We start from the raw sequence: 13,748 nt of genomic DNA on the forward strand, positions 1-13,748 counted from the left end.
AGAGGATGACGCAAAAAGGGATTGACTAACTGAGGCCCGTTACAGAAGCCCGGATGGAGCGCAGCGCAATCCGGGACTCTTCCATCGCGACCGAAGGCCCCGGATTTCGCTGCGCTCCATCCGGGCTACGAACTACGATCTCACTCTACTTCGGCAGCAGCGCCTTCAGCTTGTCGACGTCGCGCACGTTCATCTTGAAGCCGCCGGGCATCACGATGTCGCCGGGCTTCTGGTCCGGCTTGCAGGCGCCGAGCCATTTCGCTTCGAGGGTCATGGTGGTGTCGCGCCCCGCAGCGCCGGCAGCACCGCCTTGCGCGTGCGACGAGGTCTTCACCGTATAGGCCGAGTTGAAATCGCCTGATATCTCGGCGTGCGAGGTCGTGCTGATGCCGGCAACGCTGCACTCGGAATCGCTGACATAGCCGGTCGCGGTCTTCCTGATGTCCTGCTTGGCGCAGATCTGCTTGGCCATCGGGGAGACGTTGTTGTTCATCTCCTTGTCGACGGTCTCGTCGGTGCAGTGCTGCATGGTCATTTCCGGCATCGCCGAGCCGCTCCTGACCATCTTCAATTCCCACAGGCCGGCCTTGCGCACCGGCAGATCGTCGGCACAGGCCACGCCTGCCGACAACACAACAAGGGCCGAGCCGAGCAAAGCGAGTTTGCGCGTCATGTGGGAAGCTCCCGGCTGAGAGATTGCGGCGTTACGCAAAACGCCTTTGGACTTGAAGCGCCTCAGTACAGCGTGCGGATCGGCTGGTCGGCGGCGCCATAGGGCACCCAGCGACATGAGAACGAGATGTAGCCGCCCTCATAGGCTTGTATCGCGAGGAATTTGGCGACCTTGCCGTAGCGCGCGCAGTGATCGACCGCGACCTGCCGTGCATCGGTCTGGGTCGCCATCGAATAGGCGATGATGCCGCCGGTGTCGTTGCCCTTGAACGGAGGCACAGGAAGCAGATCGGCGCGCGCCGGCTGGCTCGCCATGATACCCAGGGCAAGAACGCCCGCGGCCGCAATGATTCGCATTCCCGTCACTCCAATTGGTTGGGACCAGTTTACGGTGCCGGGACGGAAGTGAAAAGAACTGAAGCCCAGTTGGCTGCGGCGTTATGGTCAACTCCTGGCGAAGTGTTGCCGCGTTGCACTTGACCTCCCCCGGCCTTCGCGGCACCGTCCAACCTTCGCAAGACCAGCTGTCTGGATTACCCATGCGCGCCCCTTCTCTGAAATCGTTCCGCTTTGCCGCCGTGCTCGGCCTCATGTTCGGGGCGCTGTCGCTCGGTGAGGCCAGGGCCGCCAATCCGCTCGAGATGAACTTCTGGCTGAGCGGGCCGCGCTATGACGGCGCCGTCGCCGATTGTGACAAGGCACTGCCGACGATCGCCACCCAGTTCTGGGAAAAGGAAAGCTCGTTCTGGAATTCCTCGTTGAAGATCACGGGCTTCGCTGCCGTTCGCGAGGTCGCGTTCCGGCCCTGGCAGTCCGACAACATTCCGCGCCGCTATTGCACCGGTGAGGCCATGCTGACCGACGGCAAGATGCGCAAGGTGCATTTCTCGATCATCGAGGATGGCGGTTTTGCCGGCTACGGCAATGGTGTCGAATGGTGCGTGGTCGGGCTCGACCGCGACTGGGCCTATAATCCGGCCTGCCGCGCCGCCAGGCAGTAAGTCAGGAAGCCCTGATTCGGTCCGTTCGGGAGCCGGGCGGTGGCCGCTTGAAATTTGTTCTTGAAATGTTCTCATCGCCTGCTAGGCTCGATACACAGTCTAGTTGAGGGGCGTCGCCATGTTTCATTCCAGATTGCATTCGTTCTCCCGCCTGTTGATCTCGCTGACCCTCGCCTTGCCCCTTGCCGCCGGCCTCGTGGCGCTGGCAGGTGGCGCGCAGGCCCAGGACAGGCGCCAGAACGCCCCCGGTGAATTCGATTTCTATGTGCTGTCGCTGTCGTGGTCGCCCTCGTTCTGCGAGGAGGCGGCCGAACGCGGCGGCCGCTCCCAGATCCAGTGCAGCGGACGGCCCTACGCTTTCGTCGTGCATGGGCTGTGGCCGCAATATGAGAGCGGTTTTCCGGAATATTGCCAGCGGCCGTCGCCGCGGCTGAATCGCAACATCGTCTCGTCCATGCTGGATTTGATGCCGGCGCCGGGCCTGATCTTCAACGAGTGGGACAAGCACGGCACCTGCTCCGGGCTGACCGACCGCAATTATTTCGAGACGATCCGGAAAGCCCGCGCCGCAATCAAGATTCCGACCGAATATCTCGACCTGTCGCAGGCCAAGACCGTGGCGCCGGCAGACGTCGAAGAGGCCTTCATCAAGGCCAATCCGGGCCTCAGCAATGCCGCCGTCTCGGTCACCTGCAACCGGACACGGCTCTCCGAGGTTCGCATCTGCCTCAGCAAGGACCTGCAATTCCGCGCCTGCGAGGAAACCGACCGCCGCGCCTGCCGCCGCGACCAGGTGACGATGCCGCCGATCAGGGGTGGTTGAGGCCAAGCTCTCCGATCGTCATTCCGGGGCGCGCGGAAGCGCGAGCCCGGCATGACGGGAGTTACTTTCATCGCGCGATGTCGTAACTCTCCACCATGAACTACCGCCACGCCTTCCACGCCGGCAACTTCGCCGATGTCATCAAGCACATCGTGCTCGCCCGCATCATCACTTACCTCCAGGACAAGCCGGGGGCGTTCCGCATCATCGACACCCATGCCGGCGCCGGGCTCTATGATCTCGAAAGCGATGAGGCGCGCCGCAGCGGCGAGTGGCTGACCGGCATCGCACGGCTGATGCAGGCGCGCCTGTCGAACGACACCGTCGCGCTGACAAAGCCCTATCTCGACATCGTCCGCGCCTTCAATCCAAAGGGGGAGCTCAAGGCCTATCCGGGTTCGCCACTGATCGCGCGCGGGCTGATGCGGCCGCAGGATCGCCTCGTCGCCTGCGAGCTCGAGCCAAAGGCGCGGAAAGCGCTGATCAATGTGCTGCGCCACGACGAACAGGCCCGCGTGGTCGATCTCGACGGCTGGATGGCGCTGCCGGCCTTCGTGCCGCCGAAGGAGCGGCGCGGGCTTGTGCTGATCGATCCGCCCTTCGAGGCAAAAGACGAGTTCGAAAAGCTGGGCGAGGCCTTCTCGGCAGCCTTCGCGAAATGGCCCACCGGTATCTATGTAATCTGGTACCCGGCCAAGAGCCGGCGCGCCACCGATACGCTGGCGCAGCTTGTGGCGCGTCTCGCAGCCGCAGCAAAGCCGCCGGGAAAATGCCTGCGCCTCGAATTCAGCGTCGCGCCGCAACTCGACGGCGCAGCTCTCACCTCCACCGGTCTCCTGGTCGTCAATCCGCCCTACACGCTGCAGGGCGAACTCAAGACGATCCTGCCAGAGCTGGAAATGCCGCTCGGCCAGGGCGGCGCTGCCAGATTCCGATTAGAGATCCCAAAGCCGTAACACTCCGGCATTCTTGGGAAAAATATGCAGTAGCGGTAGTCAATCTGCAAAGAACCGTATTATGCTGTTTCCGTGACTGGCTTTACGTTCCGCTTCCGCGAATGGTTGCGGCGGAGTGAAGGCCTAAGAAAGATCCAACCGGGCCGATGAGGCCCGCCCAAGGATGGCCAGCTCTCCCGGGCTTCGTAAGGCCCGGTCATGTCGTGACGTGAGTCTGCGTCGCGACGGAGGAGCAATGAGGGGGAGTTTCCCGATGGCCATGACGGGAACGGTCAAGTTTTTCAACGGCGAGCGCGGCTACGGCTTCATCAAACCGGATGACGGTGGTCGCGATGTTTTCGTGCACATTACTGCTGTGGAGCGGGCGGGACTGAAGGACCTTGCCGAAGGACAGCGCATTACTTTTGAAGTCGAGCCGGACAAGAAGGGGAAGGGACCGAAAGCGGTCAATTTAGTCATCCTCTCCTAGCGCGTTTTCAAGCGAACACTTCGCGCGAAGAACACCTGGCGCAAAAAAGTCCCGGCCGCGAGCGGCCGGGAGGTTGTTGTCCGGTCTTTTCTTCTTCAGCTATCAGAAGTGATAGTTCACGCCTGCGCGCACAACGCTGGCGCTATAGCCGTTTGACACGCCCGTAATTCCGAACTGACTCGTCGACAGATCGATGTAGAGGTATTCGAGCTTGGCACTCCAGTTCGGCGCGAAGCCCACTTCCGCACCGGCACCGATGGTCCAGCCGGCGCTGGTGTGCGACTCCGTCCAGCCGAAGGTCTGCGCACGCAGCTCGCCAAAGGCGAGACCCGCGGTGCCGTAGAACAGCACGTTGCTGAAGGTGTAGCCGGCGCGGCCGCGCAGGGTGCCGAACCAGGGATTGGAGAATTTCCACGGCGCAAAGGTGTCGTCGGCACCGGCCGCCTGGATATCGCCCTCGACGCCAAACACCCACGGCCCGTTCTGGAAATTATAGCCGGCCTGCACGCCGCCGACGAAGCCGGAGGGCTTCACGGGAGAGTTGCTCACCGAACCCCATTCATAGCCGAGATTGGCGCCGAGATAGGGGCCAGCCCAGCTATAGGCGTTGAGCGGCTGATTGACGGTGTAGGGGGCACGCTGCCCGTAACTGAGATCGGCGGCTTCTGCCGAAGCTGTCCAGCCGGCAGCAACCAACGCGGCTGCGCCCACAACGAACCTCTTCATCGGTACTCTCCAACGCAACTACCCGCCCCGCGATGCCTGCGCCGCCGCGCGAGGCGAAACCGCATGGTTACGGAGCCAAGAACTTTTCGCGTAAGATTTATCGAGAGTTTTAAGTTAAAGGCCTGTTAAGCCGGGTTACCGCGCTGTTAACAGGCTTAAGCAAGCGTTACCGGGAACTGCGCCGCCATCCTGTGCGTGCAGCACGGCCGGAACTTCAAATCGGTCCCCCCAGCGCCTAAATTCGCTCCATGGTTCACGATTCCACCGACAATCCGGACGACCGTACGCGCAAAGCGCCGCGGGCTGCTGCGACCGACGCGCCACCCGAGGGACTGGCGGCGCCCGACGTCGATCCCGCCACCACCGGTGGCGAGGACGAGGACGATGCGCTGCTGCCCGATATCCTGGAGGAGAGCGGTGCGGTCGGCGACGAGCCGCTGGCGACCGGCCACGAGGCGATCGAGCGCGCGGTCCGCCTCGCCCCGACCTCGCCCGGCGTCTACCGCATGCTCAGTGCGAATGCCGACGTGCTCTATGTCGGCAAGGCCAAGAACGTCAAAAAGCGCCTGTCCAACTATGCGCGCCAGAGCGCGCAGCAGCCGGCGCGCATCCTGCGCATGATCGCGGCCACGGTGACCGTGGAGATCGTCTCGACCAACACCGAGACCGAAGCGCTGCTGCTGGAAGCCAACCTCATCAAGCAGCTGCGGCCGCGCTTCAACGTGCAGCTGCGCGACGACAAATCGTTCCCCTACATCCTGATCACCGGCGACCATTGGGCGCCGCAGATCCTGAAGCACCGCGGCGCGCAGTCGCGGCCCGGGCGCTATTTCGGCCCGTTCGCCTCCGCCGGCGCCGTCAACCGCACCATCACGGCGCTGCAGCGCGCGTTCCTGATCCGCTCCTGCACGGACTCCTTCTTCGAGAGCCGCAGCCGGCCCTGCCTGCTCTACCAGATCCGCCGCTGCGCCGGCCCCTGCACCCGCGAGATCGACTTTCCCGGCTATACGACGCTGGTGCGCGAGGCGACCGACTTCCTGTCCGGCAAGAGCCAGGCGGTGAAGCAGGAGCTTGCCGGCGAGATGGAGAAGGCGGCCGGTGAGCTCGAATTCGAGACCGCGGCGCTCTACCGCGACCGCCTCGCCGCGCTCTCCGCAATCCAGTCGCAGCAGGGCATCAATCCGCGCACCGTGGAGGAAGCCGACGTGTTCGCGGTCCACCAGGAGGGCGGTTTCTTCTGCGTCGAAGTATTCTTCTTCCGCACCGGCCAGAACTGGGGCAACCGCGCCTATTTCCCGCGCGCGGAGAAGACCTATACGCCGGAGGAAGTGCTGGGATCCTTCCTTGCCCAGTTCTACGACGACAAGCCGCCGCCGAAGAACATCCTGCTCTCGCATGAGATCGAGGAGAGCGAGCTGCTCGCCAACGCGCTGTCGATCAAGGCCGGCCACAAGGTCGAGGTCACCACGCCCAAGCGTGGCGAGAAGAAGGAGCTCGTCACCCACGCGCTGACCAACGCGCGCGAGGCGCTCGGCCGCAAGCTCGCCGATACCGCAACCCAAAGCCGCCTGCTCGACGCCATAGCCGCGACGCTGAACCTGCCCCACGCGCCCAAGCGCATCGAGGTCTACGACAACAGCCACATCCAGGGCACCAACGCCGTCGGCGCCATGATCGTCGCCGGGCCCGATGGCTTCGTCAAAAACCAGTACCGCAAGTTCAACATCAAGTCGGAAGGGATCACGCCGGGCGACGACTTCGCCATGATGCGCGAGGTGCTGGAGCGCCGCTTCAAGCGCCTGATCAATCCGCCCGAGGAGGCTGCCAAGGTCAAGGACGACGATTTCCCGCAATGGCCCGACCTCGTCATCATCGACGGCGGCCGCGGCCAGCTCAACGCCGTCAGGGAAATCTTTGCAAATCTCGGCCTGACCCAGGTGTCACTGATGTCGGTCGCCAAAGGGCCGGACCGGGATGCCGGCCGCGAAACCCTGTTCATGCCGGAGCGCGAGGCGATCAAGCTGGAGCCGCGCGACCCCGTGCTCTATTTCATCCAGCGGCTGCGGGACGAGGCCCACCGCTTCGTCATCGGCTCGCACCGCAAGCTGCGCAAGAAGGACATCCGCGAGGCCGGTTTGCAGGAGATTCCGGGCATCGGCCCGTCACGCAAACGTGCCTTGCTGCACCATTTCGGAACCCTGAAGGAGATCGAACGGGCCTCGATCGCCGATCTCGGCAAGGTTCCGGGGGTGAGCGCCGAAAGCGCTCGCAGGATTTTCGACTATTTCCATCCCCAGCCGGGGTGAACTAAAGGGGGCCCAAGGGGGCCAGGGTCATATGGTCGTCGCATCCCGCACCCCATTTGGGAGCGGGACGGTTGACCTTCAGGCATGAGCGGTATTGGTAGGACGGATGAACATCGCCACGACACGAGGGACGACAAGCCGCGCGATGTCCCTCCCGAACATCCTGACCTATGGCCGGATCGCCGCGATCCCGGTCGTGGTGGGGTGCATCTACGCGCAGTCGATCCTGGATCAGCCGCTGTGGCTGCGCTGGCTCGCGGTCGCCATTTTCATCGCGGCTGCGGTCACCGACTACCTCGACGGCTATTATGCGCGGATCTGGAATCAGCAGTCGGCATTCGGCCGGATGCTCGACCCGATCGCCGACAAGCTGCTGGTCGCCTCGTGCCTCCTGATGCTCGCCGCCGACGGCATCATCCACGGCTGGTCGCTGTGGGCCGCCATCGTGATCCTGTGCCGCGAGATCCTGGTCTCGGGCCTGCGTGAATATCTCGCCGCGCTGCGCGTCAGCGTGCCCGTGACCAAGCTCGCGAAATGGAAGACCACGGTCCAGCTGATCGCGATCGGCTTCCTGCTCGCGGGACCTGCCGGCGACGAGGTGGTGCCCGTGGTCTCGATGATCGGACTGGCGCTGCTCTGGGCTTCGGCGATCCTGACCATGTACACCGGCTACGATTATTTCCGCGCCGGCATCCATCACCTCATCAAGGAGGATGAGGGATGAAGGTGAAATACTTCGCCTGGGTCCGCGAGCGCGTCGGCAAGGCCGAGGAGACGATCGAGCCGCCGGCAACGGTGCGCACCGTCGAGGAGCTGATCGCCTGGCTGTCCGGCCAGAACGAGGCTTATGCCCATGCGTTCGAGAAGCCGAAGGTGATCCGCACCGCGATCGACCACACCCACGTCAAGTCGGACGCCGCCATCGCCGGCGCCCGCGAGATCGCGTTCTTCCCGCCGATGACCGGCGGTTAGGCCATGACCTCCAAAATTGCCAGCTGCCCCGTCACCATCCGCATTCAAGAGGATGATTTCGACATCGCGCGCGAGATCGCGGTCCTGACCGAGAGCCGGACCGACATCGGCGCCGTCGTGAGCTTCTCCGGCATCTGCCGCGCCGACGAGGACAGCGCAAAGGTTTCGGCGCTCACGCTCGAACACTACCCCGGCATGGCAGAAGAAGAGATCAAGCGCCATGCCGACGAGGCCACATCGCGCTGGCCGCTCAACGGCGTCACGATCATTCATCGCGTCGGCCGTTTCATGCCTGGCCAGAACATCGTGCTGGTGCTGACTGCCTCGCAACACCGCAAGGCGGCGTTCGAGGCGGCCGAGTTCCTGATGGACTACCTCAAGACCAGCGCGCCGTTCTGGAAGAAGGAAGAGAGCGCCACCGGAACAGGCTGGGTCGAGGCCCACGCCCGTGACGACGAGGCCGCCGCACGCTGGACCAAATCCTGATGGCAAGAGTTGCGAAAAAGACCGCGCGCGGCCGCGCCGCGCCGAAGCTTGCCAAAGTCGGCCCCGGCGAGCTTCTCACGCTGCTCGATTTCGTCCGCTATGCAGTGAGCCGCTTCGTCGAGGCCAGGCTCGCCTTTGCCCACGGCACGACCGATCCGGTCGCGGAGGCAGCCTTCCTGGTCTGCGAAGCGCTGCATCTGCATCCCGACCAGTTCGAGGCCTTTGCCCACGCCCGCGTCACGGCTGCGGAAGGCAAGACCATCCTCGATCTCATCCATCAGCGCGTCACCACGCGCAAACCGGCCGCCTATCTCGTCAACAAGATCTACATGCGCGGCCTGCCCTTCTATGTCGACGAGCGCGTCATCGTTCCGCGCTCCTTCATCGGCGAGCTCCTGGAGACGCATTTCGGCGGCGAGGATGGGGCGGGCGCGCTGATCGACGATCCCACGGCGGTCGAACGGGTGCTCGATCTCTGCACGGGCTCGGGATGCCTCGCGATCCTCGCCGCGTATCATTTCCCGTACGCCGCGGTCGATGCGGTCGATATTTCGAAGGGCGCGCTCGAAGTTGCCGCGCGCAATGTCGGGGAGCACGGGCTCGATGAGCGGGTCACGCTCCATCGCGGCGACCTGTTCGCCCCGCTCGGCGACAGCAGATACGATTTGATCATCACCAACCCGCCTTATGTCGATGCCGAAGGCATGGCGGCATTGCCGCCAGAGTGCCGTGCCGAGCCGAAGCTCGCCTTCGACGGCGGCGCCGACGGTCTCGATGTGGTGCGCCGGATCCTGCGCGACGCGCCCGATCACCTGACACCGGAGGGCGGGCTGATCTGCGAGATCGGCCGCGGCCGCGACCTGGTCGACGAGGCCTTTCCGGAACTGCCGCTGCTATGGCTGGACACCGAGGATTCCGAGGGCGAGGTGTTCTGGATTTCGGCCGCCGATCTCGGCTGATCCGTCACGGCCGAGCCGCCTCGGCGGAACAAGTCAAATTCCGCCACGTTCATCCACCGACGACTGTCTTGGAGGATGTCCGCATGCTCGCGCCATCGGGCGAATTGCTGCGCGCCGGCATGGCGCTGAAACTCAACCACCTCAAGCGTGCCACGCAATCCTATCTGCGTGACCGGACCAATCAGGCCACCGGACACGTGACCTCCTATGCGGTCGCGGCGGGATTGTTTGCGGCAGCCGGGCTGTTCGTGATTGCAACCTTCTTTGTCGGCCTGATCGCTCTGTACCGCTGGGTTGCCATCACCTACGGGCAGTTTTGGGGCTTTGGCGCCGTGGCTTCCGTCTTGCTGGTGCTGGCGGCAGCCTGCGCCGGCGTGGCCATGGCGCAGATGAATCGAAAGACCAGGCCAATCGTGCCGCTTGCCAGTCGCCTGCGCGTGGCGATCGCCACCCCGCGCATTCCGCGCGGAACCGTCAAGCAGGCGGTCAGGGAGGTCGCGACGACCATTCCTTTGGTGCCACTCGGGCCAGATGAGAAACCGGGCGCAAGAGGTAACGGCAGCAGGGCAAAGCCGGTCCGCAACAACCGGCCGCTGCAGCTTGGCTTGATGGTCGCAGCCGCCGGATTGTTGGGCGTGACGGTGGTGCGGCGGAAGCACCGTAGCCACCGACTGGACACGTGATGTCCACGCCGCGGCCAGGACAATTCGACAGTTGGCTCCTGGTCGCCGCCACAACCGTCTTTGTGCTGACGGCGGAACGGTATTTCCAAGGCTTCAGCCGGCCGGCGTCCACTCCGGACCACCGCAATTCCGAAGCCAGTTCGCCCGAGACCAATCCAGCGCATGCGGCCGCGCAGCCCGGTCGTGGCCGTCGCTCCAAGAACCCGTTCACGATCCCCTGGGCCGGCTGGAAGGACATCCTCTGGCGGACTTATCCCCGCATCGACGACGATCGCCTGCTCGCCACCGCAGCCGGTGTCGTGTTCTTCGGCCTGCTCGCGATCTTTCCGGCTGTCACCGCGCTGGTCTCGTTCTACGGCCTGTTCGCCGATCCCGTCACCATCGGCGACAATCTTCAGACGCTGGCGGTGATGCTGCCGGAAGGCACCTACCAGATCATCGGCGACCAGGTCGCCCGCGTCGTCTCGAAGGGCAATGCCGAGCTGGGCACGACCTTCCTGTTCGGCCTCGCGCTCGCAATCTGGAGCGCCAATGCCGGCGTCAAGGCCATCATCGACGCCCTGAACGTCGCCTATGAGGAACGCGAGAAGCGTGGCTTCATCCGGCTCAATATGGTGTCGCTGGCATTCACGGTCGGCGGCATCGTGGCGCTGCTCCTGATGGTCGGCGCGGTCGTCGCTTTCCCGCTCGCCCTTGATCACCTCCGGCTCGCGCCCGAAAGCAAGCTGATCATCGCGATTGCGCGCTGGCCCCTCCTGCTCCTGTTCCTGCTTGGTGCGCTGGCGCTGCTCTACCGGCTCGGGCCAAGTCGGGACGCACCGCGCTGGCAATGGCTGAGCGTGGGCGCCGTGACGGCTGCCGTGCTCTGGATCGCCGGCTCGGCGCTGCTGTCCTGGTATCTCTCGGCCTTCGCCAATTACAACGCGACCTATGGCTCGCTCGGCGCGGCGATCGGCTTGATGATGTGGATGTGGATGTCGGCCATCGTGATCCTGTTCGGGGCCGAGCTGAACTCGGAGATCGAGCGGCAGACACTGCGCGACACGACCACCGGACGGCCCAAGCCGCTCGGCAGCCGCGAGGCCGTCTCGGCCGACACGGTCGGTGCCGCCGCACCATCCTGATTCCACCATCCCTGCACGCCAGCGCCGGAGCCCGGACTTGCACGGGCCGCCTCAACCCGCACGCCGGAAGCCGCTATCCCCTCGAATCAACAATGATGTTAGGCTCGTGCGGATTGGGGGAGCATGAGGCGTGACGGGTTCGCACAATGACCCGTGTTTTCCCGGGTGAGACAGTCAGCTCTTGAGGCGTAACGCGCGGCATGATTCGCATTTCGACGATCTTCATCGCCATTTGCATGGTTCTGGTCGCGGCCTCGCTCGGGCTTGTGCTCTACGCGGTCGCCGGCATCAGCGGAACCGAATCCGCGATCGTGGCGCTGACTGCCCTGACCTTCCTGATCCTCTACAACGCGGTGTCGATGCGGCTGCGCGACCGCAGCGACGTCGGCGGCCAGATCGCTGACCTCTCCCGCGGCACCGCCGACCTCGCCCGCCAGGTCGCCGAGTTCGGCCGCCGGTTAGCTGCGATCGAGGGACGCATCGCCTCGTCCAACTCGACCAACGCCGACCGCGTGCAGTCGGTGATCGGCGAGATCAACGAGCTCGGCGGGCTGGTCAGGCAACTCGCCACCACCGTATCGACCCATGAGGATCTGCTGGCCGGCAACGCGCCGTTGCCGGCGCCTGCCCCCATCCCGGTCTCGAGGCTGGAACCGGAGGCGCCGATCGACCTGATTGCAATGCCTGAGGAGCGGCCGGTTGCCCCTCCTCCGCTCCCCGCAGCGCCGCCACGGCCTGCGCCGGCGGTTCGGACCGCCAATGCAGTTCAGACGGTCAATGGACGCAACCAGACCCAGATGCTGGCGACGCTGCGCAACGCCATCGACGAGAACCGCATCGATATCTTCCTACAGCCGATGGTGACGCTGCCGCAGCGCAAGGTCCGCTTCTACGAGGCGGTGACCCGGCTGCGCGACGAGCGCGAACAGCTGATCGCGGCCGAGGAATTCATCAGCATCGCCGAGGCCTCCGGCCTGATCGGGCGCATCGACAACATGGTGATGCTGCGCTGTGTCCAGGTGCTGCGCCGCCTGATGGTGCGCAACAAGGACGTCGGCGTGTTCTGCAACGTCGCGGCCTCCACGCTCGGCAATTCCACCAGCTTCGCGCAGTGCCTCGACTTCCTCGAAGCCAACCGGGCGCTGGCGCCGTCGCTGGTGCTCGAATTCAAGCAGTCGACCTTCCGCAATCTCGGGCCGGCCGAGACCGAGAATCTCGCAGCGCTGGCCCAGCGCGGTTTCCGCTTCTCGATCGACCACGTCACGGATTTGCGGATCGAACCGCGCGAGCTCGCCGACCGCGGCGTGCGTTTCATCAAGGTGCCCGCGTCCCTCCTGCTCGACCCCAGGCAGGCCTCGACCTCGGACATCCACCCCTCCGATCTCTCCGACCTGCTCGGCCGCTTCGGCATCGACCTGATCGCCGAGCGGATTGAAGGCGAACGTGCAGTGGTCGACCTGCTCGACTATGACGTGCGGTTCGGCCAGGGGTTCCTGTTCGCGCCGCCCCGGCCATTGCGGCCCGAAGGGGCATCTGCTACCGGCGGGGCCTCGCCGAACCAGGCGCAGGATATTCAGGGATCCAATGGCTCCGCTTCCCCCAGCCAAGGCACGACATCTGGCGCGACGTCTGCCGCACCTCCAACCCAACGCATCACCACCGGCAGCGCGGCGCTCGCGCGGCGCATCTGATCGGCCGCGCGCATCATGACCACGCTGCATTTCGCCGAAAGCCTGCGCGAGCTCGTGGGCGGTGTGGACGTCGTGCTCAGCGACATCTGGGGCGTGGTCCATAACGGCCTGGAATCCTTCCCGGAGGCCTGCGAGGCGCTGCACACCTATCGCAGCCGCGGCGGTACGGTGATCCTGATCACCAATGCGCCGCGCCCGGCCGACTCCGTGCAGCGGCAATTGCGCAAGCTCGGTGTCGCGGATGAGACCTATGACGCGATCGTCTCCTCAGGCGATTTGACGCGGCTCTATGTCGCCGAGCATCCCGGCCGCAAGATGTTCTGGCTCGGACCCGAGCGTGACAACTCGATCTATCGCGGCCTCGATGCCACGACCGCGCCGCTGGAAGAGGCCGACTACATCGTCTGCACCGGCCTCTACGACGACGAGACCGAGACGGCGGAAGACTATCGCGGCATGATGCTGCAGGCGCGCGAGCGCAAGCTGACGCTGGTCTGCGCCAATCCCGACATCGTGGTCGAACGCGGCGACCGGCTGATCTATTGCGCCGGCGCGATCGCGGAGCTCTATCGCGAGCTCGGCGGCGAGGTGATCTTCTACGGCAAGCCGCACCGGCCGATCTATGAGCGCGCGATGCGGCTGGCCGGCGAACGCCAGGGCCACCCAATCGACCGGAAGAAGGTGCTGGCGATCGGCGATTCCGTCCGCACTGACCTCACCGGCGCGCGCGAATTCGGCATCGACTGCCTGTTCGTCACCCGCGGCATCCATGCCGAGGAGTTCGAGGGCCTCGACCAGCTCGACCCGGCTTCCGTGATGGAATTGTTCGGCCACCCGCCGAAGGCGCTGATGCGCGAATTGAAGTGGTGATTTTCTGACC

The 13,748-nt window shown here is 64.7% G+C and carries 16 protein-coding genes; 13 read left to right on the top strand and 3 right to left on the bottom strand.

Translation table 11 applies throughout. The features are described from left to right. Positions 1-145: 145 nt before the first annotated feature. Complete coding sequence (locus AC1RR3_RS23325; protein ID WP_492825449.1) at positions 146-673, bottom strand: DUF3617 domain-containing protein; 528 nt, start codon at positions 671-673, stop codon at positions 146-148. A 62-nt stretch (positions 674-735) separates the two neighbouring features. Further along, positions 736-1,029, bottom strand: a complete 294-nt coding sequence (locus AC1RR3_RS23330; protein ID WP_492825450.1) for a hypothetical protein — start codon at positions 1,027-1,029, stop codon at positions 736-738. Between the two features lie 182 nt (positions 1,030-1,211). Here AC1RR3_RS23330 and AC1RR3_RS23335 point away from each other — a divergent pair, with 182 nt between their 5' ends. From AC1RR3_RS23335 to AC1RR3_RS23350, 4 genes are all read left to right on the top strand, one after another. Continuing rightward, a complete protein-coding gene (locus AC1RR3_RS23335; protein WP_492825451.1) occupies positions 1,212-1,673 on the top strand; it encodes a hypothetical protein in 462 nt (153 codons plus the stop codon). Between the two features lie 118 nt (positions 1,674-1,791). Beyond that, positions 1,792-2,496 carry a ribonuclease T2 family protein gene (locus tag AC1RR3_RS23340; protein WP_492825452.1) on the top strand — a complete coding sequence of 235 codons (705 nt, stop codon included), beginning with the start codon at positions 1,792-1,794 and terminating at the stop codon, positions 2,494-2,496. Between the two features lie 95 nt (positions 2,497-2,591). Continuing rightward, on the top strand, positions 2,592-3,452 hold the full coding sequence (locus AC1RR3_RS23345; RefSeq protein ID WP_492825453.1) for a 23S rRNA (adenine(2030)-N(6))-methyltransferase RlmJ: 861 nt from the start codon (positions 2,592-2,594) through the stop codon (positions 3,450-3,452). 253 nt (positions 3,453-3,705) lie between these two features. Further along, positions 3,706-3,921, top strand: coding sequence for a cold-shock protein (locus AC1RR3_RS23350; RefSeq protein WP_008544396.1), 216 nt, complete (start codon positions 3,706-3,708; stop codon positions 3,919-3,921). A gap of 102 nt (positions 3,922-4,023) precedes the next feature. On the opposite strand, the gene AC1RR3_RS23355 is transcribed toward AC1RR3_RS23350, so the two are convergent. Beyond that, positions 4,024-4,647 carry an outer membrane protein gene (locus AC1RR3_RS23355; RefSeq protein ID WP_492825454.1) on the bottom strand — a complete coding sequence of 208 codons (624 nt, stop codon included), beginning with the start codon at positions 4,645-4,647 and terminating at the stop codon, positions 4,024-4,026. 248 nt (positions 4,648-4,895) lie between these two features. Here AC1RR3_RS23355 and uvrC point away from each other — a divergent pair, with 248 nt between their 5' ends. From uvrC to AC1RR3_RS23400, 9 genes are all read left to right on the top strand, one after another. Next, on the top strand, positions 4,896-6,953 hold the full coding sequence (uvrC, locus tag AC1RR3_RS23360; RefSeq protein WP_492825455.1) for an excinuclease ABC subunit UvrC: 2,058 nt from the start codon (positions 4,896-4,898) through the stop codon (positions 6,951-6,953). Between the two features lie 106 nt (positions 6,954-7,059). Then, a complete protein-coding gene (gene pgsA / locus AC1RR3_RS23365) occupies positions 7,060-7,677 on the top strand; it encodes a CDP-diacylglycerol--glycerol-3-phosphate 3-phosphatidyltransferase (protein ID WP_492825456.1) in 618 nt (205 codons plus the stop codon). Next, the gene (moaD, locus tag AC1RR3_RS23370) at positions 7,674-7,925 is read left to right on the top strand and encodes a molybdopterin converting factor subunit 1 (RefSeq protein WP_492825457.1); all 252 of its coding nucleotides are present in this window, start codon (positions 7,674-7,676) and stop codon (positions 7,923-7,925) included. The genes pgsA and moaD overlap by 4 nt, the downstream gene beginning before the upstream one ends. A gap of 3 nt (positions 7,926-7,928) precedes the next feature. Beyond that, positions 7,929-8,411, top strand: coding sequence for a molybdenum cofactor biosynthesis protein MoaE (locus tag AC1RR3_RS23375; protein WP_492825458.1), 483 nt, complete (start codon positions 7,929-7,931; stop codon positions 8,409-8,411). Continuing rightward, positions 8,411-9,370 carry a 50S ribosomal protein L3 N(5)-glutamine methyltransferase gene (gene prmB / locus AC1RR3_RS23380; protein WP_492825459.1) on the top strand — a complete coding sequence of 320 codons (960 nt, stop codon included), beginning with the start codon at positions 8,411-8,413 and terminating at the stop codon, positions 9,368-9,370. Before AC1RR3_RS23375 ends, prmB begins: the two co-directional genes overlap by 1 nt. 83 nt (positions 9,371-9,453) lie before the next feature. Continuing rightward, a complete protein-coding gene (locus AC1RR3_RS23385) occupies positions 9,454-10,053 on the top strand; it encodes a phage holin family protein (protein WP_492825460.1) in 600 nt (199 codons plus the stop codon). Next, positions 10,053-11,177 carry a YihY/virulence factor BrkB family protein gene (locus tag AC1RR3_RS23390; RefSeq protein WP_492825461.1) on the top strand — a complete coding sequence of 375 codons (1,125 nt, stop codon included), beginning with the start codon at positions 10,053-10,055 and terminating at the stop codon, positions 11,175-11,177. Before AC1RR3_RS23385 ends, AC1RR3_RS23390 begins: the two co-directional genes overlap by 1 nt. Before the next feature lie 200 nt (positions 11,178-11,377). Beyond that, positions 11,378-12,868 (top strand): EAL domain-containing protein, encoded by a 1,491-nt coding sequence (locus AC1RR3_RS23395; RefSeq protein ID WP_492825462.1) that lies wholly within the window; start codon positions 11,378-11,380, stop codon positions 12,866-12,868. A gap of 15 nt (positions 12,869-12,883) precedes the next feature. After that, positions 12,884-13,738, top strand: a complete 855-nt coding sequence (locus AC1RR3_RS23400) for a TIGR01459 family HAD-type hydrolase (RefSeq protein ID WP_492825463.1) — start codon at positions 12,884-12,886, stop codon at positions 13,736-13,738. Positions 13,739-13,748 lie beyond the last annotated feature (10 nt).

It is taken from the genome of Bradyrhizobium sp. GW821-FHT13H05 (assembly GCF_058804065.1).

Excerpts from the sequence above, each read along its gene's own strand:
- AC1RR3_RS23325 (WP_492825449.1), bottom strand. The coding sequence starts at position 673 with ATGACGCGCAAACTCGCTTTGCTCGGCTCGGCCCTTGTTGTGTTGTCG.
- AC1RR3_RS23330 (WP_492825450.1), bottom strand. The coding sequence starts at position 1,029 with ATGCGAATCATTGCGGCCGCGGGCGTTCTTGCCCTGGGTATCATGGCG.
- AC1RR3_RS23335 (WP_492825451.1), top strand. The coding sequence starts at position 1,212 with ATGCGCGCCCCTTCTCTGAAATCGTTCCGCTTTGCCGCCGTGCTCGGC.
- AC1RR3_RS23340 (WP_492825452.1), top strand. The coding sequence starts at position 1,792 with ATGTTTCATTCCAGATTGCATTCGTTCTCCCGCCTGTTGATCTCGCTG.
- AC1RR3_RS23345 (WP_492825453.1), top strand. The coding sequence starts at position 2,592 with ATGAACTACCGCCACGCCTTCCACGCCGGCAACTTCGCCGATGTCATC.
- AC1RR3_RS23350 (WP_008544396.1), top strand. The coding sequence starts at position 3,706 with ATGGCCATGACGGGAACGGTCAAGTTTTTCAACGGCGAGCGCGGCTAC.
- AC1RR3_RS23355 (WP_492825454.1), bottom strand. The coding sequence starts at position 4,647 with ATGAAGAGGTTCGTTGTGGGCGCAGCCGCGTTGGTTGCTGCCGGCTGG.
- uvrC (WP_492825455.1), top strand. The coding sequence starts at position 4,896 with ATGGTTCACGATTCCACCGACAATCCGGACGACCGTACGCGCAAAGCG.
- pgsA (WP_492825456.1), top strand. The coding sequence starts at position 7,060 with ATGAACATCGCCACGACACGAGGGACGACAAGCCGCGCGATGTCCCTC.
- moaD (WP_492825457.1), top strand. The coding sequence starts at position 7,674 with ATGAAGGTGAAATACTTCGCCTGGGTCCGCGAGCGCGTCGGCAAGGCC.
- AC1RR3_RS23375 (WP_492825458.1), top strand. The coding sequence starts at position 7,929 with ATGACCTCCAAAATTGCCAGCTGCCCCGTCACCATCCGCATTCAAGAG.
- prmB (WP_492825459.1), top strand. The coding sequence starts at position 8,411 with ATGGCAAGAGTTGCGAAAAAGACCGCGCGCGGCCGCGCCGCGCCGAAG.
- AC1RR3_RS23385 (WP_492825460.1), top strand. The coding sequence starts at position 9,454 with ATGCTCGCGCCATCGGGCGAATTGCTGCGCGCCGGCATGGCGCTGAAA.
- AC1RR3_RS23390 (WP_492825461.1), top strand. The coding sequence starts at position 10,053 with ATGTCCACGCCGCGGCCAGGACAATTCGACAGTTGGCTCCTGGTCGCC.
- AC1RR3_RS23395 (WP_492825462.1), top strand. The coding sequence starts at position 11,378 with ATGATTCGCATTTCGACGATCTTCATCGCCATTTGCATGGTTCTGGTC.
- AC1RR3_RS23400 (WP_492825463.1), top strand. The coding sequence starts at position 12,884 with ATGACCACGCTGCATTTCGCCGAAAGCCTGCGCGAGCTCGTGGGCGGT.